The following is a 20,486-nucleotide window of genomic DNA, read 5'->3' on the forward strand; positions in this document are numbered from 1 at the left end:
CGTGTTTTATCGCTAACTTATGCCGCTCACCAGCCGTTAGTGGAGTGCGCACACAAAAGCTGTTGCTAGCCTTTATTTATCCATTGTTTCGATTTTTATATAGTGCTCAATTATTGGCTACATAGACATTAATCTTTCATTTGACCACGAAGCAGATTGGCACTATTGGTGACACTGGCAATAGTGCCTAGTACGCCAGCCATGGAAGCTGCAATGATGTAAATAGATTCGCCTGAGGTCAGTGCGATACCTCCAATAATTAAAATAATAATGACTCCCAACGGCAGTCGATAGCTTTTCCACAAACCTTCTTCACCGTGTTTAACCAATTGGTTTAGAGTCGCGTTAGTTTCTGCATGCAAGATGAAATGGCTAAAGCTACGATTAATAACATCGATATTGCCTTTGCGCACAGTAATCAGACCGTTAAGGGCAAGATGTTCAATCATTTGGGTATTTGCAGGGTTTAGTTTTTGACGTTTAGCCAAATTAAGCAGAGCGAGTTTCTCAGCGCTGGAGCAAGATTCCCATTTGAAGCGGTATAATGCCTCTGCATTAAGCAATATGTAATTGATGGTACTCCAGCGGCTTTCAATGTTGAGTTGTTCATCTCGTTTCCATATGTGCGCCCAAGATTCTAGTTGTTCTGATTGTTCAACTTCTTGTTGTAAAAATTGTAACTCTGGAAATGCATTCACTTCTTCCTTCAACATTTGCCAATCAATGCCTTGTTTAAAGCTTTCAGGAATTACCACAATGAAGTCCATTAAACATTCTGCCCAAGAAAGGTATTCGGCATGATCCAATACGCTGCTTTGTTCTAGCATTAAGGGGTCTTTCATTTTGACCCGTTGTAAGCTGTGAAAACCAGTGTAAATGGTAAAACTATCTAATTGACCGGATAACGTCAGTGATTTAATCTCCATGATTAAGTCGAGCAACAATTGTCTAAATTCACCTTTTTCTAAGCAGGTTTCAATGTCCCAAATTTCAACCGCGATCTTCTTAGGATCTTGATTGATAATATTCAGTTTTAAATTCGGTAAAAAGCTACTTTGTTCACTGAATTTTTGTAAACAGGGACTGAGCGAAAATAATTTTTCAAATCCTGCTAAAAGATGGTTTGCTTGCATGTCGTTTGCAGCAACCGCCGACTTAAGATTCATGCTGCGTAACAGAAGTGACAAGCCAATGCCGTTTAATTTTATCGTGTCACATTCAATTTTTAAGTTGTGACTGCGTTGTTCAAAATGCAATGTCTGCACTGAACTTGTCATTCTATTGATATGCTGCAAAAAACGCTCAGGGCAATACAGACGATTCCACAATAATTGGGTGTTGAATCTAAACCATGCCCAAATAATCACAGCAAATAGCGCAGTGTAAAATACAATTGAGCTGATCAGCCCGCCCGGCATTTTATGGGAATAGCTTCGAAAATCAGAGTCGGGTTGATAGCTGGCTGCAAGTTCTCTATCGAGAATATAAATATTTATCCATTGCCATAAATAGGTGGCGCCAAAAACAGAACTCAAACTAGGGTAATCGTCTGGGTGGATTTGCGCAGAGTGATTCTGACAATCCCCATCTTTACGGGTCAAACGTGCTCGCCACTTTGGATCTAAGGGCAGTAAATTAGTGGGCGTAATTCGAGTTGAAGTAATAGAGTTGGGGTAGCGACTTAAGCCAATTGAATTGACTTCCTGTCTTTCGTAATTAAGCCAATTACAAGCCAGTTGTTGATAGTGAAAATCTAACGTTTTTTCTGGGGTGCTAGCCGTTTTTTGTAGATATAAAAAGTGAATCCCTACCGCGATAAGAACCGCAATAATGAGTCGTTTAGAGCCACGTTTCGCTGAATCCAAAGTGCAATCGTTCAATTCTTTGTATGGAAAACAAAAATGATTGTAACAACCGCGATATACCAAGATAGTCGCAATCAGTAAACCAACTATGGGTAACCAAAGTGACCAATTCAAGCCATCCCCATGGCTGAACAGCGTGTCGATATTATGCCCTAAGAAGTAAAGACAATAACTTGTGCTAAAGAGCACCGAGCTAACCAACATGACTAACCTAACATTGAGTTTGGCAGGTAATTTGAGCTTTTCTTTTAAGGTACTTGTCCAAACAAAATGGCGTACCGAATATATTCCTATCACCATCAAACCAATGATGACTGCAAATGTGGTCATCACATAAAGAAATTGGTTCGTCATGAAAGTCTGCAAACTATCATTTGGATAAAATACGACTATTGCCCATTTATCTATCACCGTACTGGAAAGAGCAAATCGACCACTTTGTCCGTGATAGGTACCTTCAATGAGTTCCCTGCCTAATTCAGGATAATGGTCTAAGCCAGCTTTGAGCCATTTACTCAGTGCAGAGCGGTTATCACCAGAGAAATACAAATTTTCCACTAATGAGCGACTAGAATCATTATGAAATATAACGTCACCAGTGCTGCGATCTACCACCATGTAATTAAAATCGTATGGGGGAGATTGTCCCAGTGACATTGAAGGTAATAATACATCTGCGGCCAAAATGTAATCATAGGTTTTGTCACTATCAGCAGATGAAATCGGCATTGAGATCGTGCTACCACGAGTGCCATTAGTGACATTTAATAAACGCTGAATATATACATTCTTAAACGGGCTAGAAGATGCATTTTTTTCAAGGGGATTATCATCAAGATCGGATTTTCTTTTGGTCTCATTAGTTATCGTCGCGGAGGGGATTCTGTCAATATCCCAACCTTTTTGATCTCTGACTTTTTTATAATAGTTTCGGTGCGACAAATTAAAGGTTGCCGGTAGTGCGTTACTCTCTTGAAAGTTCAGAGAAGGAAGCACTGAGTTACCTTCTTTGTTGATCGCGAATGCCGATAATATGGTATGCGATTGATCTTGAATAAAATCAGGAGTAACCGAGGTGTTTAACGATTTCTCTGCAGTTAAGTCAAGTAGTTGATTATTAGAATAGAAATCCAATATGACATGATCGGCTTTGTTAGATCTATACGCATTCAACATCACATTTATCGCGTGATCATCGAATGTTACTTTTAGAAAATTGGGGTTTTCGGGGGCAACCGAGCAGTTATACGTTATCGGATAAGTCTTATTGGGGGTACTTGCACTACCTGGTAACCAATATGCTGGGCGGCCTTCAACACAGGGTGTTGCATTAAGACTTAAAATTGCTTTTTTCATGGATAAGTTGAAGGCTTCTAGATCTTCACTTTTGTAATTATCATAAGGTTGTGAATTTTCGGAAAATAACGAAAGTGTCGCTAACATCTCGCCATAAAACGTTTTGTATTGTTCTAAGCGGCTGAACACATGATTAATATCTTTACGCAGTTTTTGATCTAAATAATTAGCGTATTCTGAGGCTATTTGATCTTTTTCTAATTGTAATAAAGACTTCTGCATGTAACCTAAAGTTAAGGCTAAAATTACGATAAAAAAAGCATAACTCGATACAACGGTTAATGAGCGGTATGAGCGAGTAATAGATTGGTTTTTGGGCAGTAAATATAAACGTAGAAGACACCACATGAACAATAAACTGACCAGCGTGACAACCAGCAAAGAAAGGTTCCAATCATTGTTTTCTCGGTTGCTAAGTTTACTCTGTGGTAGCAGTCCAACTAAATATAGTTTGTCCAGTTCTACCATTTTATTCTGTGCACCGTCTTCTGAGGTTTCTGACAGTTTTTTTAATGGAATTTCCAGCGCGAATGGAAATACAAATACGCGGAAATCACCATAGGATATTTTCATGTCCACATGATTGCTGTAGCTTGGAAGGGGCGGGTTAGTGTCGCTTGCTGCCGATTTTTGAGATTCACTAAAATTAAATTGGAACTGTTTGTTTTTTTGTTGGATTTGTTGATTGATACTACGTAATTCTACGATGGAGATTGTGCTTTCATCACCAACGGTAGCAATGACTTTTCCTTCTTTATCTGCGAATAAATATTTGCTAAATCCTTTTTTCGGATTTGGAAGAATATCTTCAAAAGACAATTCCGCTTCGAACTTTTCATCATTAGCGTCTAGATCTGCACTGACGAGCAGAGTTTGCCCCGCAATTGAATATTTAAACCCATCTGCTTTCAAAAGGTTTTGTTCCGAATTGGCTTTTCGGGTATAACTCGGGAGTAGGGACCGTATGGAAGAAACACCTTCTTTATACCGGTGCATACTATCCAGTTTATTTAAATTTTCTTTAAATTCATTGGAAGCTTCGTAAAGCACTCTATAATAATCATGATTAGCAGTACGATCTTTTTGATTTAACAGAGCGTAATAACCCAGTGCTGCAAAGATCAGCAGAATCAAAACACCGTACACCCAGGTTTTTTTATTGGGGGCGGCAATAGTAGATTTCACAGTTTCCAGTGGCATAATATTTTTCCCTAATAGGATAATTAAGCTATCAAACTGTGTATTTTGCAAGCTAAATGGCTAAATTTTGTTCATTTGGCTTGCTGTGAATGAATTTTGGCGATGTAAAAAGGAAAACCTGATGCCTGAACTATCTACGGATGAATTTATCACTATTAGTAAATTACAGCCTGAAGCGCGTTTCGATTATGCGTTATCTAAAATTATAGAAAACAAAGAGTTGTGGGGGCTGTTCGGGGAAAATGGTTGGCTATTGCTGCAAGCTGAAGAAGATGCGTGCATGCCAATTTGGCCCAGTGAATCCTTCGCTAAAGCGTGGGAGAAAAATGATTTTCCTGACTGTAAGCCAAAACAAATACTTTTAGATGATTGGTTACAGCAGTGGTTACCAGGAATGGAAAAAAACGGAACTTTGATACTGGTATTTCCGCTGAGTGAGGATGAAGAGGGCATCATGCTTGAAGCAAAAGAACTGACTGAGTGTTTTGCCGAACTAATGGAATAATCCTATTTGCTAATGGCCACATATATATTTCTGTCCAACTAGCATCAATTGCGGACATCACCCACAAAAAATAGTTAGGTGGTGTCCAGTCGATTTTACAGATATCAACAGATTAAATGCCCCTATGAAAGATACTTCTCTACGTCATTTGTTTCCATTTTTTCAACATCCAGCGAATGCGGATTTAGTCTATTTTGATAATGCGGCAACTACTCAGAAACCGCAAAACGTGCTGACCAGTATTCAAGATTATTATCTGTTTAAAAATGCCAATGTACATAGGTCGTCATTTTCCTTAGCCAATCAAACCACGGCTGAGTTTGAGGATGCCAGAGGCTATGTTCAGCAGTTCATCGGCGCACAAAAAAAACAGCAAATAGTATTTACCAAAGGCGCAACTGAAAGTATCAACTTGGTTGCTAAGTCTTTGTCAGAAAGTGACTTTCCCTCTGGTGGACGGATTCTTCTGTCGGCCACAGAACATCACGCCAATATTGTTCCTTGGCAAATCTTAGCAAAAAAGAAAAACTTGCAAATCGACATTATTCCAATTGATGAGCTGGGTGTTTGGGAGCTCGAAAAGGGCCTGGCACTGCTTACCAATAATACGTGTATTGTGGCGCTGGCTTTAGTTTCGAATGCGCTAGGTAGCATTCAGCCTGTTGAGCCCTTTTTACGCAAAGCTAAAGCTGTAAACGCCATTTCTTTAGTCGATGCTGCACAAGCCATCGCCCATCTACCCATTGACGTGAACAACTTAGATTGTGATTTTTTAGTATTTAGTGGTCATAAGGCGTTTGCTCCAACCGGCACGGGCGTACTTTATGGCAAACAGAGTGCACTGGAGAGTCTTCCGGTATTCTTAACTGGCGGAGAGATGGTTAAAAATGTTGAATTCAATACGGCGACTTACCAAGCTAGCCCGTTAAAATTTGAGGCTGGCACACCGCATATTGAAGGCATACTCGCGTTAAAAGAAGCATTACATTTTATTGATGTTAACCGTGCGCAAATCATTCAACACGAAGCCGCTTTAATCAAGTATTTGCTCGACAAAATTCAAAATCTATCCGGGGTGACTATTTATGGCGACCCTGTAAACCGAATTGCTACATTGTCTTTTACTGTGCAAGGTCATGATAGTCAGGACATTGGTATTGTTCTGGCTGAAAAAGGCATTGCGGTTAGAGTAGGGCATCATTGTGCAATGCCATTGATGAAGGCATTGAACATCTTAGGAACCATAAGAGTTTCGTTAAGTTGTTACAATACCTTTGCTGAAATCGACTTTTTTGTGGCCCAGTTAAGCAGCGCTATTCAGCAATTAGGCTTCACAGGTTCAGCAAAATCTGCTGCCTTTGATAAAACCACTGATACTGCCAATCGCCAAGTTGATAATCTGGTGTTGAACATTCCAACACATAATTTGGTGTTGGCGGATAGTATTAAGTCGGCACGGGGATGGGATCAGGTTTTTCGGCAAATTATGTTGGCGGGGAAGTCCCTCAAACGCTTAGCTGAGGATAAAAAAACAGCTGATTCTGAAGTGTTTGGCTGTGAGTCTCAGGTATGGTTGTTGTGTAAAACCACATCGCCAAATCGCTTAGCATTTGAAGTGGATGCCAGCAGTAAAATAGTCCGTGGCTTGTTAGCGATTATTTTAGAACCCATTCAAAACCAAACGGCTGAATTTGTTTCAGCATTTGATTACAAATTATATTTGTCTGATATACAGTTAGACAAACATCTTAGTGAAACCCGCGGTAACGGTCTTGCTGCGGTAATTGAGAAAATCCAACATTATGCCAATCAAAATAGGTAAATGTTCGATTTAGTTGTGCTTAGCAATTCTAAAGCCTGATGATAGGAAACATATGTCTCAAGAAAATGAAGTCAAATTACTTGCTCGAAATCTAACTGAATCAGATTTTGACGTACTCAAAGTCATAATGAACAAGGTATACCCAAATTTGGGCGGCTCCATCACCAAAAAACGCTATTTGGCGATGTTAAAAATCTTCAGAGACGGGCAAATCTGTATTGAAGATGATGGCAAAGTGGTTGCCGCCGCTTTTTCAGTTATCGTTGATTATGATAAATTTGGTGACGAGCACACCTATGACGAAATTACCGGTAATTCCTATTTAACAACCCATGATCCCAATGGTGATGTGTTGTACGGTATTGAAGTTTTTGTCGATCCTGAATACCGCAACTTGCGACTCGGCAGAAGGCTTTACGAGGCTCGCAAGGAGCTGTGTCAAAGTTTGAATCTGCGCGCCATTATATTAGGTGGACGGATTCCCAATTATAAAAATCATAGTCATGAACTTTCGCCACAAAAATACATAGAAGCAGTAAAGCGCAGAGATCTCTACGATCCGATTTTGACCTTTCAATTGTCGAATGACTTTGAAGTTAAGCGCGTACTACGTGGATACATGCCTGAAGACAAAGAGTCTGAAGGATATGCAACGTTATTAGAGTGGTTCAATATTTATTATGAACCGAAAAAGCGCAAACTGTTTGGTCATCAAAAAGACTCTGTTCGTATTGGCTGTGTGCAATGGCAGATGCGTGAAATGGAAAGTGTCGGGGAGTTGCTGCAACAATTTGAGTACTTTGTGGATGCGTTGTCTGATTACCGTTGCGATGTTGCTCTGTTCCCTGAGTTTTTCAATGCTCCGCTTATGGGGCTTGGCGACCAGAGTTCTTCGATCGAAGCAATTAAACATCTATCTACCTATACCGAAGAAATCGTGAATGCGGTTTCGCATATGGCGGTGAGCTACAACATTAATATTATTGCCGGTTCTATGCCGCTAATTGAAGAGGATTTGTTGTACAACGTAGCCTACATTTGCAAACGAGACGGAACCATAGAGTCTCAATATAAATTGCACCCCACACCTTCTGAGAAAAAAGATTGGGCAATGGAAGGCGGAGATCGCCTTACTTTATTTGAGACAGATTTTGGTCGCATTGGTGTACTTATATGCTATGACGTTGAATTTCCGGAACTTGCACGTTTGCTTAGTGAAGAAGAGATGCAGATTCTATTTGTACCCTTTTGGACAGATACAAAAAATGGCTATCTGCGAGTGAAGCGTTGTGCGCAAGCACGTGCTATAGAAAATGAATGTTATGTGGCTATCGCCGGCAGTATCGGAAACTTGCCCAAAGTGGACAACGTGGATATTCAGTACGGACAAACAGCGGTATTTTCTCCGTCTGACTTTGCATTCCCCCATGATGCAGTGATGGCCGAAACCACGCCAAATACCGAAATGACGTTAATCGTTGACGTGGATTTGGATAAATTACAAATTTTACAAAATACCGGCTCAGTGCGTAACTTTTTAGATAAAAGACGAGACCTTTATCGGATTGAATGGTTGGGTGAAAAAAGCATCGTCAAACAGGTTAAATAACTCAGTCGATTATAGTTCATAGGTCACTTTGGATTGGCGTTTTTCGCTTCTATCCATTGTGACATATATTGGGTACTTTTATGGGAATGGTGTTGTAACATCATCCCAGTAAAATTATCTAATCTGAGTTGTGCCAGATGTGTCAGGCAGTAGTCGACTCTTTCTAGTAACTGCTGTTGGATCACTTGCAAATTGAAACGTTGCGCGAGTAATTGATATCCATAGTCAGAAGCAAGTTGCCATTGTTTGGCATCTTGATATAAAGCAACGGCTTGATCCGCTATCTCTTGCGGATCATCTGCAATCGCCCCTGGCCACATTGATGAGTCATTCATCCCTTGACTCCCAATGCTGGTTGTCACTGATGGTGTGCCTGTCCACATGGCATCAGCTAACTTGCCTTTCAAACCCGCACCGAAACGCAGTGGCGCTATGCACACTCTGCTTTGTTGCAATACTGAAAACGCATCTTCGGCCCATCCATCCACATAAAAGCCGCTCTTTGGGTTGTGTAAATCAGTGGCTTTAGGTGGCGGATATGCACCGTAGACATGTAATTGGGCAGACGGAATTTGTTTGCGAATTAATGGCCAAATTGTTTGCTTAAGATATAAAACCGCATCCCAATTTGGCGCGTGACGAAAATTTCCAATGCTTACGAAATGTTGTCGCTGGCTAAACTCGACCGGAGATCTCTTCAGTTGTTTAATATCCAGCATAAAAGGACAATAATGCAATAACGCTGAAGGCACGCTAAATTGCTGTTGCAAAACATTCATTTCATACTCTGAAATAATCAAACTTAGGTCACATCGATATATCGCGGCAATTTCACGCATCGCCATATCACTTTTTAAATCTGATTCAGATACTTGCCGCGATTGTTTATGGGCTTTATGACGGGCATCACGTAAAAAGTGTAAATCCTCTGTATCCAAAATACGCAATGCATTGGGACAATTTTGCGCAACACGCCAAGAGAATTGTTCTTCCATCATAAAACGGTCAAATAGAACGATTTGCGGATTTAAGTTGGCAACAAACTGATCAAAAGAGCTGTGATTCAACTCGATGCTGGCTTCTTCAATCCCCAATTCAGTTAGATCGATCTTGTGTTCAGTCTGAATTGCAGGACTTGCAAAGCACACTTGATAACCGGCAGCTATAAATGACTTTAATAAGCTCAACATGTGTTTTCCTGCAGCAGAAGAGTTTGGTTCTGGCCACACGTAACCAATGGCCAATAGCTGTTTAGGTAATTTTTCTGCTTGCTGAGTCATCTAAGTATCAATTTTGGGCATGTCAATGGAGGTCGTGGATGATAACCCTATGCAGTAAAGTGGGAAAGACTTAAGATAGCTTAAAGTTTAAATAATGGAACATATAATGGCGAAACATTTAGTCTTTGGAGCTGGACTTATTGGCAGCTATTTAGGCGCTAGTTTACTGCACAAAAACCAAAATGTGACGTTTTTGGCTCGATCACACAGCGTAAACAAATTATCTAAAGGAATCATTTTAACGGACTATTTAGAGCACCGGGTGGAAGTTAACAACATTACATTCTTATTACCTGGTTCAGAAACAGAGCATAGTTTTGATATTATCTGGTTAACCGTAAAATGCACCGCTGTGCAGGACTCTTTAGCGCAGTTGCAATTACTGGTTAATCATCAGACAACCATTATCTGCTGTCAAAATGGCTTGGGATCAGAGAGCGCGATTAAAACAGCCTTTCCTAATAACCGAGTGTTAAGAGCTATGGTGCCGTTCAATGTGGTGGAGATAGCCGATGGCCATTTTCATCGAGGGTCAGAAGGCAGGTTGACTATTGAGAGCTGTACTGATGATCGCAACTTTACTAAGCAGTTAATTGCCAGTATAGATTCGCCGATTTTAGCGTTTTCTATATGTACTCAAATGACTTGGTTATTATGGGCCAAGTTACAATTAAATTTAGGGAATAGTGTCAATGCATTAGCCAATATTCCAGTGAAACACATGTTGCAACAGCGAAAATATAGATTGGTTATAGCGCAAATGATGCGTGAATTACTTTTGGTCACCGATGCAAAAGGGATAGTGTTACCTAAAGTGACCTCCGTTTCTGCCCATTCTCTTCCCTTTGTTTTGAGTTTACCGGATTTTATATTCAAAATAGTTGCTAATCGCACGTTAGCTATTGATGAAAATGTTAGAACCTCAATGTGGTGGGATATCTCAAATGGAAAGCAAACGGAAATTGATTATTTAAATGGGGCAATAGTTGAGGAAGGGGCCAAATTAGGAATTGCCGCGCCAGTGAATAAAAAGGTAATAGAACTGATCTACCAGTTAACTAACAATCCACAAACGATAACAGAATTAATGTCGGCGGTAGAGTTGTACAATACAACCATGAAATCATGCTAAATTGGTTTTGGGATTATTTTTATCCTAAATTGTGAATAATAGTTCCACCTTTTAGGCAAATTTTGTTAAGTTAACTACACTAGTTACCATAAGGTTTAACGGAGTTTTAATGATGCACGCGTTGGATTATGCTTCTGAAGCAAAAGACATTTTTGTATTACCTGATTCAGTGCTTCAGATAAAAAGACTGATCGATGATGACTCTAGTGGTATGGATGACATTGCTAGCGTGATAAATTTCGACCCTGCGTTAACAGTACAAATTTTAAAAATAGCCAATAGTGCACTTTACAAATTTCCTAATAAAATCGAAACAGTGTCTAAAGCCATTCAAGTCATTGGTACTAACTCCGTTTATGACTTAGTGGTTGCGTGCAGTATATGCCGAACCTTTACACAGTTAGATTCTTCGGTAATTGATTTAGAGCGTTTTTGGGAAAATGCTGTTTGTTGCGCTTTGTTATGTAAGTATTTTGCAGAACGTAAAAAACTGAAAGAGTCTGAAAGATTATTTGTTTCTGGTCTACTACATAATGTGGGTGAGCTGGTTATGGTCAGATTCAACCCCGAAATTGCTAAAAAGTGCGCGCAAATTAACGAAACTGAAACCCCACTTGAGCTACAGTTAAAGTTATTAGGCGGTGCAACTTACGCAGATATTGGCTCTACACTAGTAAGAATGTGGGGAATACCTGATGCGATCGTTACGCCCATCAGTAAACAGCACTATAGCCAACATGAAGTCTCGGATGTTGAACAGCAAATTATGCAATTAAGCTATATTCTGGCTCTCGATAATTGTAATCCAGAAATTTATTCTGGACACGCTAACCTCGAAGTTGAGTTATATGAAAACTTAGGTTTAGAAGATAGTGACTTAGATGCTGCTTTAAGCCATGTGGGTATGCAGAGTCTTAGCGTCCTTGCTATGTTTAGTCCTGCGTCTGCGGCTATTGTGTGAGCGGCTTAAATCTTTAGTCGAAAATACCCACTGTTTGGCGACTAATGGCAATTAACTGGCCGCTTTGATCCCATACATTCCCTTCAGTATGAGCATAACCGTCTGCCGCTTGTCTGGTGATGGCTTTAAAAGCAAACCAATCCGCAGGTGAAAAATCTTGATGTGGATGAATGAATTCAATGTTCCAACTCATTGTGCTTGATGGCGCAGGTAACCGGAGCATTTGCAGGATAGTCGGCGGCCACGCATCAATTAAACTGATTAAGTGCGCATCGGTTATTTCTACAGGCGGTTTTTTGAATCGCATCCAGCCGCTAATTTCGCTTTTTTTGCTGCCCATAAATGGCATTCTGCCTTCCACAATTGACAGATCATAAAAACGCATAAACTTAGGCGTTATCTTAGGAATCTGCGGTAAAAACATGCCTTTTTTGGGAATTTCCATAGTGTGGGTATCGTTGTTTTTCACAACTATTTTTGAGGTTCTGGCTACTCCAAAACAGACTTGGCAAGTCACGCAAGTTTTTCCATCTTGGACAATTCGACCTAATGCTTGTGTTGCATTTTTACCCTGACGTAAAATTTCAACAACTATTTCGAAAGTCGTATCCACAAGTAAAGGACCAACAAAATTGCAATTAAAGGAGCGCATAACTCTGTCATCGTCAATTTTTACCTTTATCGCTGCATAAAGTATAGATGCGGATAATCCTCCAAATACAGTGCGTCCTTGACCCCATTCCTTTAGAATGGTCATTGTTGGTTGTTTGTTAGCATCTAGGCTGTGCTCTTTGGCCTGCGCTAATAACTCATCTAATGTCATATATTTGATCCCCTAAAAGAGATGCTTTTATAACTGTAAGCTGGTCGGATGTCCAGTTGGGTTTTGAATCATTTTATCGATCATGATGTAACCCAGAGGTGATTTAAAGTTTCTCTTGTTCGAAGCTCGCGAATCAACTGATCTATCAATCTCTATGATGATAATTATTTTATTTACAAATAGTTAACAGGTTTACTTGTTATTTTTAACGAATGGTCATTAGTATGAATACAGTTTGAATGATAACTGGGAGTTTACATGTCGAATAACGCTAAAAATGGTCCTGACGTAGTTGCGTCGCAAGAGCCTGTCAGCAACAAATACAGAATGTATGTTTTGGTCATATTGACCTTAGTTTATGCGTTTAACTTTATCGATAGACAAATTATCGGTATTTTATCTCCGATGATAAAAGCCGATCTGGGATTAGATGATGCGCAGTTAGGTTGGTTGAAAGGAATTTATTTTGCTTTGTTGTATACGTTTGTCGGGATTCCAATTGCATGGTTGGCCGATAAATATAGCCGAGTGAATATAGTTGCAATTTCTTTGACCCTTTGGAGCGGGTTTACCGCATTGTCTGGTCTTGCAACCAGTTACTTTCAACTTGCATTGGCACGCATAGGGGTTGGAATTGGCGAGGCGGGCGGTAGTCCTCCTTCACACTCTATGATCTCTGATTTATTTCCTAAGGATAAACGTGCAGGTGCCCTAGCGTTCTATTCATTGGGGATTCCTTTTGGTGTTATGTTGGCGTTTTTTGCTACTGCCTTTCTTATCAAAGGGGGAAGTGCGGATTGGCGTTTAGTTATGATCAGTGTTGGCTTGCCAGGGGTGGTATTGGCGTTACTGCTGAAGTTTACGGTTAAAGAACCGGTACGCGGAGGAGATAACAGTAATGCAGATATGGAGACTGTGCCATTTAAACAGGCTATTAAAACCTTGCTCACTATCCCTTCGTGGTGGGGGATGTGTATTGGTATTTCTTTTGGGTCTTTTGGCAATTACGCAATTTCTACGTGGATAATCGATTTTTTTGTTCGCGCACATCCTGATTTCAGTTTCTTTAATTTACTTATTTTTATGGGTATCAGTAATGGTACTGCCTACGCTGCGGGAGTTTGGCTTGGTGGAGCATTAGTTGATAAATTAGGTAAGAAAAGTAAAAAAGCTTACGGTTTAGTGCCCGCTGGCATGTTGCTGATTGGAACGCCCGCATTGTTTATGGCATTGCAGGTTGGCAGTCCAATCTTGTCACTCATTTTATTGACCGTATTACTGTTTACAAGTGGTGCATATCTGGGGCCATCATTTGCCTTAGCGCAAACTTTAGCACCAGTAAGAGTAAGGGCAATGTCAACAGCATTATTCTTCTTTGTGCTGAATATTATAGCGTTAGGCGGAGGACCAACGTTTATTGGTATTCTTAGTAATATGTTGAGTGAGTCACATGGTGAAGTGGAATCCTTAAGATTGGCACTGAGTTGGTTAGTTGTCCCTTATCTTTTATCTATTTTGGCATTTTATTGGACTTCAAGACGAGTCAATAGAGATTGGGAAAATGCCGAGCAAAGAAACGGATAAAAAAATGCCGCTCCGGGAGGAGCGGCTATTACCATCAAGGGATGGGAAAGTACCACTAAGTATCAAAGGAAATGGTTAGTTTCTAAATTGGATAGTCCAATTCGGTTAATCAGTTGAACTTGCAAGCTGGTTGTCGACTGATTTAGACGACAATATTTTAACTTGTTCTAAAGTTGTGGGTTCTAGCAGCTGTTTGCCATTACAGGTTGTCACAGCAAAGTGTTGTGACAATAATGCAGCGCTATTATCCGTAGCGGTTGATTGTGTTGCTTTAACCGCTAATTTCTGATTGTTTGCTTGTTTACAAACCGTTTCCATAGAAACGCTAATTGATGCATTTGCAAAAGTAGTGATACCTAAACTTGCAATGCTGGTTAACAAAAGAAGTTTTATTTGTGCCTTCATTTTGACCTCAATTAATTTGGTTTGTTTTTTAACGTGGGTTGAGTTTGGTACAGTGGAGCGCACAAATAAATCTGCTTAGTAATACTTAGGTATTTAAAGTGATACCTTAAGTTCTTAGTATAAAGTGGTGAAAAACAGAAATGATAGTTGTCTACAAAATGGCAATTTCGACTTAAATTAAAATGAAAGCTAATATAAACATGAAAACGAATTCTAAAATACATTTTGCCCATGCTAATGGCTTTCCCGCTGGAAGTTATCGTGTTTTGTTGGACTCTCTTAGTAGCCAACATCAGGTGATTGCGATAGATAAATTGGCCCATAATCCCAATTTTCCGGTTGATTTTGGTTGGCAAAACCAGGTCGCTGAGCTCGTCGAATATTTGCATGAAAAGCAGGCTGAACCCTGTTATTTAGTTGGCCATTCGTTTGGTGCAGTAGTGTCATTTTTAACTGCTTGCCAGCATCCGAAACTGGTTAAAGGACTGGTGTTACTTGACCCTCCGCTAATTACTGGCTTGACTAGCCTATTATTTAAAAGTGTACGTAGATTGGGTCTTGCTGACAGATTATCACCAGCTAAACAAGCAATGAATAGATGCACTACCTGGTCTAAAGATACGGATGTTGAGAGTTACTTTAAAGGCAAAGCATTATTTAAAGATATGCATCCAGAATGCATTGCCGATTACGTGAGTTCTGCCGTTAAAGAAACGCCGGACGCGTTTAAATTGGATTTTGATCATCGTATTGAAGCGAATATTTTTAGAACAATTCCATTGAATATGGGTCGTTACAAATTACCTGAAAACTTGCCAGCAATGATTATTACCGGAGAAAAAACCAAAGTGTGTAAGGAGAGGTTAATTGCGCCCTTTATTAAAAAGAACAAACTTGAACACTTAGTAGTGAAAGAAGGGGGGCATATGTTTCCCCTTGAGCAACCAAATTTGGTTGCTGAGTTGATAAACCAAAAAATTGCTCAGTGGGAGTCGATGAAAGAAGTAGTTTGAGTATCAAGTATTCAAAACAATATACCCAAACTACTTAAATGCAGTGAGATTAATATCCGACTGGTAAGCCTAGCATTTCTCGAGTAACCAAGGTCACGCCTTTCTCGGTGACTCGGAAACCTCGTGCTTCGTCATCCTGACGGCTATGTCCGATAACCATTCCTTCAGGAATAATACAACCTCTGTCAATGATTGCACGGCGTAGTCTACAATGACGTTTTATTTCCACATCAGGCAAAATAACCGACTCATCAACAACACTATAGGAGTGAACACGAACATTGGAGAAACAGACGCTCTTACGGACTGTTGCACCGGATATTATGCATCCTCCAGAGACCACTGAGTTGATTGCAGCACCACGGCGGTTGTCTTCTTCCCAAACAAATTTAGCGGGAGGAAGTTGCTCTTGATAAGTCCATATCGGCCAGCGCTTATCATACAAATTTAGTGCTGGTACAGGTTGTACCAACTCCATATTAGCATTCCAAAATGAATCTAGGGTACCCACATCACGCCAATACACTTCACGTTGGTCGACTTCATCAAAGGCATACGCATAAACCAGTTGATCTTTAATGATGTCTGGAATTATGTCTTTACCAAAGTCACGATCTGACTCTGATTTTTCGGAATCACGTTTTAGTTGCTCGAATAAAAACTCGGTGTCAAATACGTAATTACCCATAGAGGCTAAACACATATCTGGATTACCTGGAAGAGGTGTAGGGTTTTCTGGCTTTTCTTCAAAACCTATAATTCGCATTGATTCGTCAACTGACATAACACCAAACTGACCTGCGGCTTCTTCTATAGGAACTGGCATACAACACACTGTCATTTTTGCACCAGATTCTGCATGGCGAGCAAGCAAAGTACCATAATCCATGCGATAGATATGATCGCCTGATAAGACCATTACATATTTAGGTAATTCGTTACGAATAATATCAATATTTTGGAACACCGCATCTGCAGTTCCTTGGTACCAATTATCAGAAGAACGTTGTGATGCTGGCAATATTTCTACTGACTCACCCAGTTCTTTTTTAAAGTGTCCCCAACCTCTAACCAGGTGGCGTATTAATGAGTGAGATTTATACTGAGTAACCACTCCAACTCGGCGTATGCCAGAATTAATACAATTGGAAAGAGGGAAGTCGATAATTCGAAATTTACCACCAAAATACAAGGCAGGTTTGGCTCGCCATGTAGTCAGTTCATGCAACCTAGAACCGCGGCCGCCAGCTAAAATTAGAGCATAAGTATCACGAGTTAAATTACTAATATAACGGGGGTTCTGTCCTTCCATATAATTACTTCCTCAAACAATTTATAATAATGTTGGATCAAGGCGAACGACGGCTCAAACAGCTACCTTGATGTAACGAGTTTGGCACGTACTTTCGGCAAAAACAATTTGATTTGTTAAAATTTTATTAAAGATATTTTCATTAACCCAATCTTAGGGTGGCAAAATAGATATTATTCGCTAATATTAAGCCAGTTTTAATTGTTGCAGCGTCGAATAGGAATCGAAAATGCATCATATGGCGATTTTAGTCACCGACAATTTTCCGGTGTTTGAATTAGGTTGTGCACTGGAAGTGTTTAGTTTGCCTAGACAAGAAATATCGCCATGGTACAAATGCGATGTTATAAGTTTTGACGGCAAACTGCTAACTTCTTCTACCGGATTGTTGATGCAGGTCAACGAAGTAACTGAATTACTGCATTACGACATTTTGTTGATTCCTGGTTGGGATACCGATTCCCGCAAAATTAAATTGGCACTGGCAGAACAAATAGTAGCATTCCACAGTTTAAATAAACGCATAATTACATTTTGTTCTGGTGCTTTTTTGCCAGCACAATTGGGTTTGCTTAATCATTGTAAAGCCACCACTCATTGGCGTTATGCTGAACTTTTTAAACAACGATTTCCTATGGTTGAGTATGTGGATAACGTACTTTATACCCAGCAAGATAATGTCTACTGTGCTGCAGGAAGTGCTGCCGGATTAGATTTATCGTTAGAAATTGTGCGCCAAGACTATGGACATGAGGTAGCCAATATAGTGGCTAGACGACTGGTTATCTCTCCTCATCGAGCTGGTGGGCAGGCACAATTTGTTGAAACTCCGATGCCGCAAAAACACCACAGGTTTGCGAAAACCTTACAGTGGTCAATTAAAAAGTTAAATACTATTTCTAAAGTAGATGATTTAGCGCGACATGCAAATATGTCCCGTCGCAGCTTTGATCGTCATTTTAAAGCGTCTGTAGGAATGCCGCCAAAAGAATGGTTAAATCAACAGCGAATCAGATTAGCTAAAGAATTATTGGAGCATGATCGTCTATCCATGGATGAACTTGCTTCTCGAGTTGGGTTTGATAATACCGTTACTTTAAGATTCAACTTCCATAAATTTGTTGGTATTTCCCCAAGCGAGTACCAACAACAGTTTTATCAAGGTTAGTAAGAGAAATTAATGCCATTACAAAATCAACAAAATACCCCCTTAGAAAAACAAAAAGTCATATTCGATCACGATGGAGGAGTGGACGATTTATTATCGTTAATGCTGCTATTAACAATGGATCATATCGATTTGTTGGCGGTAACAGTGACCCCAGCAGATTGTTATTTATCTGATGCCACGCTATCAACGTTAAAAATCCTATCTATGTTTAATCGTTCTGATGTGCCTGTTGGTCAAGGGCAATTACACGGTGAAAATGCCTTTCCGGCGGACTGGCGCGCGCAACCCAAAATATGTAACGTGCTACCGGACATGTTGGCGCAATCCTATGACAAAAAGCAAATTTCGGATCTGAGCGCAGAAGAGTTGATCAACAAATGTTTAACTGAGCAGCAAAATGTAAGTGTATTAATGACAGGCCCGTGTACCAACTTAGTTGCTGCATTTGAAAAACAGCCTGAATTAAAGAGTAAGATTAAAGACGTTATCTGGATGGGGGGAGCGGTGGATGTACCTGGAAATGTAGCCATGTACAACCACGATAAAAGTGCCGAGTGGAATGCTTATTGGGATCCTGTCGCAAGTCAAAAGCTGTTCGCTTCAGGTTTAAAGATTAAACTCATCGGTTTGGATGCCACTAATTGTTTGCCCGTTAATATTGATTTTTTGGGGCAGTTAGCCGAACAAAAAAACTATCCTATATCGAGTTTAGCTTGTCAGTTTTGGGCAACCACTATCAATACCATTCCTAGTTATGAATTTACCTATTTTATGTGGGATGTATTAGCAACCAGTGTATTAGCCCTGCAAAACGGTGAAATAGAATTTGAATCTGTAAAATTAAATGTCGCTACAAACGAACCTAATGCTGGGCAAACATATCGAGATCCAGAGCAGGGCTTTGATATCGACGTGGCATTCAATGTCGATAAGGATGCTGTTCTAAACTATATATTAAAACAATTTAGATGTTGATCTAGGAGAACCTCACATGGCAGCCCTCAAAAAAATCGTATTCGCAATTTTAATACTACTTACTCTGTTTATTGTATTTGGGTACTTTCTGCCATCTGAGTATCGAGTTCAACGGAGTATTACAATTAACGCCTCGGCGGATAACATTTATCCGCAAGTGGCGGATCTTAAACAATGGCGCAATTGGGGTGTCTGGTATCAACGAGATCCCGATATGCAAGTAGAGTTTTCAGGCGATAGTGCATCCATAGGCATGCAATCTTCTTGGCAAAGTGTGTCAGAAGGCGATGGTATTATGACAATTTCTGCTTTAGAGCCAAGCCAAAGTGTCACCTATGAACTCTACTTTTCTGCCTTTGATATGACATCCCAAGGGCAATTAACCTTTCAAGAAAGCAATGGCCAAACATTAGTCACTTGGATTGGTACCGGTGATGTTGGGTTAAACCCTATTAACCGCTATTTTGCACTCGCCATGGACTCGTTAATTGGCCCAGACCTTCAACAAGGCTTGGAGAACTTAAAAGGTATTATGGAAGATTAGCGTTCAACATCTAAATTGAGTGAAGTAGTGGTGACGACAAGTAGAATGTTTTGTGCCTAAAGTAAAGTCAGGTTGCCAACTAATAGACTGTATTATTCGCTTTTAAGTTGTATGCTTTGGTCGGCTAAGTCGACATATGCAGACATTCAAACTTTTAGTAAATCAATGTCACCGCCACACCGATTATTGTGATTATATACAGATTTAGCTTCGAAGCCGTAACTATGCAAGATCACTGGTAATTGCCGTATTTTCACAGAGGGAAAAGTAGAAATCTGAAAAACCTATATGTTGTAATAAGTTACCCTCTGTGATTAAAATAGGTCAAATTTATATACGGCAAAAGCCAGTGTTTAAACACGGACTTTTGCGACTTAATAATATTGTTATGTTTCAGTTCGGGGTTTATGAAATACTTTTACCTATCTCTAATTATTGTTTACCTACCTTTGACAGCAATTTACATTTATCAAAGAGGTAACAAAAAATATAACGACTTTAATTGGGGATCTAAAAATAGAATCGGTGTTTGGTTCGCAATATTATTCGCTTTCATAATTTTAACGGCTAAATTATTTTTCCCTTCATTTATTTATGCAATAAATACTGGCTGGGATGATTATCGCGGTAGAAGTGGTGGAGAAATATTTTATTTTTTCCAATGGTTAATAGCCTTAGTTTTATTAATTTTCCCTCATGTTGTAAAAAGAGATAATTGGTCAAACAATCCTACATCAACACAGTATAATGAACGGTTTAAGGCAAATGGTTATTGGTATGGAGGCCTCGTTTTTTCAATTTTACCTATAAGTAATACGTGGGTACTTCTTAATTGAAACATAACAAGCCAATTAAGCGGGACTAAAAACAGTTTGCTCGGTTTCGCTTCGCTACACATTTTAGCAAACAATTTTTAGCCCCTTATTGGG

General features: G+C 39.8%; 16 protein-coding genes. 11 read left to right on the plus strand and 5 right to left on the minus strand.

Annotated elements, in window-relative coordinates; genetic code table 11:
• Positions 1-128: 128 nt before the first annotated feature.
• Positions 129-4,421, minus strand: a complete 4,293-nt coding sequence (locus tag ABWV72_RS18120; protein ID WP_353372223.1) for a hypothetical protein — start codon at positions 4,419-4,421, stop codon at positions 129-131.
• 121 nt (positions 4,422-4,542) lie between these two features.
• Between ABWV72_RS18120 and ABWV72_RS18125 the strand changes: the two genes are divergently transcribed.
• From ABWV72_RS18125 to ABWV72_RS18135, 3 genes are all read left to right on the plus strand, one after another.
• Positions 4,543-4,926, plus strand: coding sequence for a DUF2750 domain-containing protein (locus tag ABWV72_RS18125; RefSeq protein ID WP_353372225.1), 384 nt, complete (start codon positions 4,543-4,545; stop codon positions 4,924-4,926).
• A 124-nt stretch (positions 4,927-5,050) separates the two neighbouring features.
• A complete protein-coding gene (locus tag ABWV72_RS18130; protein WP_353372227.1) occupies positions 5,051-6,748 on the plus strand; it encodes an aminotransferase class V-fold PLP-dependent enzyme in 1,698 nt (565 codons plus the stop codon).
• 52 nt (positions 6,749-6,800) lie between these two features.
• Positions 6,801-8,357 carry a bifunctional GNAT family N-acetyltransferase/carbon-nitrogen hydrolase family protein gene (locus ABWV72_RS18135; RefSeq protein ID WP_216047271.1) on the plus strand — a complete coding sequence of 519 codons (1,557 nt, stop codon included), beginning with the start codon at positions 6,801-6,803 and terminating at the stop codon, positions 8,355-8,357.
• Between the two features lie 23 nt (positions 8,358-8,380).
• On the opposite strand, the gene ABWV72_RS18140 is transcribed toward ABWV72_RS18135, so the two are convergent.
• The gene (locus ABWV72_RS18140; protein ID WP_303501123.1) at positions 8,381-9,637 is read right to left on the minus strand and encodes a glycosyltransferase; all 1,257 of its coding nucleotides are present in this window, start codon (positions 9,635-9,637) and stop codon (positions 8,381-8,383) included.
• Between the two features lie 106 nt (positions 9,638-9,743).
• On the opposite strand from ABWV72_RS18140, the gene ABWV72_RS18145 reads away from it, so the two are divergent.
• Positions 9,744-10,769, plus strand: a complete 1,026-nt coding sequence (locus tag ABWV72_RS18145; RefSeq protein WP_353372230.1) for a 2-dehydropantoate 2-reductase — start codon at positions 9,744-9,746, stop codon at positions 10,767-10,769.
• Between the two features lie 109 nt (positions 10,770-10,878).
• Entirely contained in the window at positions 10,879-11,730 is an 852-nt protein-coding gene (locus ABWV72_RS18150; protein ID WP_353372232.1) for an HDOD domain-containing protein, read from the plus strand.
• A gap of 13 nt (positions 11,731-11,743) precedes the next feature.
• On the opposite strand, the gene ABWV72_RS18155 is transcribed toward ABWV72_RS18150, so the two are convergent.
• On the minus strand, positions 11,744-12,553 hold the full coding sequence (locus ABWV72_RS18155; RefSeq protein ID WP_353372234.1) for an acyl-CoA thioesterase: 810 nt from the start codon (positions 12,551-12,553) through the stop codon (positions 11,744-11,746).
• Positions 12,554-12,811: 258 nt separating this feature from the next.
• On the opposite strand from ABWV72_RS18155, the gene ABWV72_RS18160 reads away from it, so the two are divergent.
• Complete coding sequence (locus ABWV72_RS18160; RefSeq protein WP_342807980.1) at positions 12,812-14,137, plus strand: spinster family MFS transporter; 1,326 nt, start codon at positions 12,812-12,814, stop codon at positions 14,135-14,137.
• Positions 14,138-14,242: 105 nt separating this feature from the next.
• Here ABWV72_RS18160 and ABWV72_RS18165 read toward each other — a convergent pair whose 3' ends face one another.
• Positions 14,243-14,605 carry a hypothetical protein gene (locus ABWV72_RS18165; protein WP_353372236.1) on the minus strand — a complete coding sequence of 121 codons (363 nt, stop codon included), beginning with the start codon at positions 14,603-14,605 and terminating at the stop codon, positions 14,243-14,245.
• Positions 14,606-14,742: 137 nt separating this feature from the next.
• On the opposite strand from ABWV72_RS18165, the gene ABWV72_RS18170 reads away from it, so the two are divergent.
• Positions 14,743-15,555 (plus strand): alpha/beta fold hydrolase, encoded by an 813-nt coding sequence (locus ABWV72_RS18170; protein WP_353372238.1) that lies wholly within the window; start codon positions 14,743-14,745, stop codon positions 15,553-15,555.
• Between the two features lie 49 nt (positions 15,556-15,604).
• Here the strand turns inward: ABWV72_RS18170 and glgC are convergent, their stop codons facing one another.
• Positions 15,605-16,867 carry a glucose-1-phosphate adenylyltransferase gene (gene glgC / locus ABWV72_RS18175; RefSeq protein WP_353372240.1) on the minus strand — a complete coding sequence of 421 codons (1,263 nt, stop codon included), beginning with the start codon at positions 16,865-16,867 and terminating at the stop codon, positions 15,605-15,607.
• 229 nt (positions 16,868-17,096) lie between these two features.
• On the opposite strand from glgC, the gene ABWV72_RS18180 reads away from it, so the two are divergent.
• The 4 genes from ABWV72_RS18180 to ABWV72_RS18195 all read left to right on the plus strand — a co-directional run bounded on the left by ABWV72_RS18180 (position 17,097) and on the right by ABWV72_RS18195 (position 20,393).
• A complete protein-coding gene (locus ABWV72_RS18180; protein ID WP_353372242.1) occupies positions 17,097-18,035 on the plus strand; it encodes a GlxA family transcriptional regulator in 939 nt (312 codons plus the stop codon).
• A gap of 12 nt (positions 18,036-18,047) precedes the next feature.
• Positions 18,048-19,013 carry a nucleoside hydrolase gene (locus ABWV72_RS18185; protein WP_353372244.1) on the plus strand — a complete coding sequence of 322 codons (966 nt, stop codon included), beginning with the start codon at positions 18,048-18,050 and terminating at the stop codon, positions 19,011-19,013.
• 16 nt (positions 19,014-19,029) lie between these two features.
• Entirely contained in the window at positions 19,030-19,557 is a 528-nt protein-coding gene (locus tag ABWV72_RS18190; RefSeq protein WP_216047262.1) for an SRPBCC family protein, read from the plus strand.
• A 407-nt stretch (positions 19,558-19,964) separates the two neighbouring features.
• Complete coding sequence (locus tag ABWV72_RS18195; RefSeq protein WP_353372246.1) at positions 19,965-20,393, plus strand: hypothetical protein; 429 nt, start codon at positions 19,965-19,967, stop codon at positions 20,391-20,393.
• The last annotated feature ends 93 nt before the right edge of the window (positions 20,394-20,486 follow it).

Source organism: Aliiglaciecola sp. NS0011-25, assembly GCF_040370605.1.
Classification (GTDB): Bacteria; Pseudomonadota; Gammaproteobacteria; order Enterobacterales; family Alteromonadaceae; genus Aliiglaciecola; species Aliiglaciecola lipolytica_A.

Coding starts and splice junctions, on each gene's coding strand:
- ABWV72_RS18120 (WP_353372223.1), bottom strand. CDS start 4,421: ATGCCACTGGAAACTGTGAAATCTACTATTGCCGCCCCCAATAAAAAA.
- ABWV72_RS18125 (WP_353372225.1), top strand. CDS start 4,543: ATGCCTGAACTATCTACGGATGAATTTATCACTATTAGTAAATTACAG.
- ABWV72_RS18130 (WP_353372227.1), top strand. CDS start 5,051: ATGAAAGATACTTCTCTACGTCATTTGTTTCCATTTTTTCAACATCCA.
- ABWV72_RS18135 (WP_216047271.1), top strand. CDS start 6,801: ATGTCTCAAGAAAATGAAGTCAAATTACTTGCTCGAAATCTAACTGAA.
- ABWV72_RS18140 (WP_303501123.1), bottom strand. CDS start 9,637: ATGACTCAGCAAGCAGAAAAATTACCTAAACAGCTATTGGCCATTGGT.
- ABWV72_RS18145 (WP_353372230.1), top strand. CDS start 9,744: ATGGCGAAACATTTAGTCTTTGGAGCTGGACTTATTGGCAGCTATTTA.
- ABWV72_RS18150 (WP_353372232.1), top strand. CDS start 10,879: ATGATGCACGCGTTGGATTATGCTTCTGAAGCAAAAGACATTTTTGTA.
- ABWV72_RS18155 (WP_353372234.1), bottom strand. CDS start 12,553: ATGACATTAGATGAGTTATTAGCGCAGGCCAAAGAGCACAGCCTAGAT.
- ABWV72_RS18160 (WP_342807980.1), top strand. CDS start 12,812: ATGTCGAATAACGCTAAAAATGGTCCTGACGTAGTTGCGTCGCAAGAG.
- ABWV72_RS18170 (WP_353372238.1), top strand. CDS start 14,743: ATGAAAACGAATTCTAAAATACATTTTGCCCATGCTAATGGCTTTCCC.
- glgC (WP_353372240.1), bottom strand. CDS start 16,867: ATGGAAGGACAGAACCCCCGTTATATTAGTAATTTAACTCGTGATACT.
- ABWV72_RS18180 (WP_353372242.1), top strand. CDS start 17,097: ATGCATCATATGGCGATTTTAGTCACCGACAATTTTCCGGTGTTTGAA.
- ABWV72_RS18185 (WP_353372244.1), top strand. CDS start 18,048: ATGCCATTACAAAATCAACAAAATACCCCCTTAGAAAAACAAAAAGTC.
- ABWV72_RS18190 (WP_216047262.1), top strand. CDS start 19,030: ATGGCAGCCCTCAAAAAAATCGTATTCGCAATTTTAATACTACTTACT.
- ABWV72_RS18195 (WP_353372246.1), top strand. CDS start 19,965: ATGAAATACTTTTACCTATCTCTAATTATTGTTTACCTACCTTTGACA.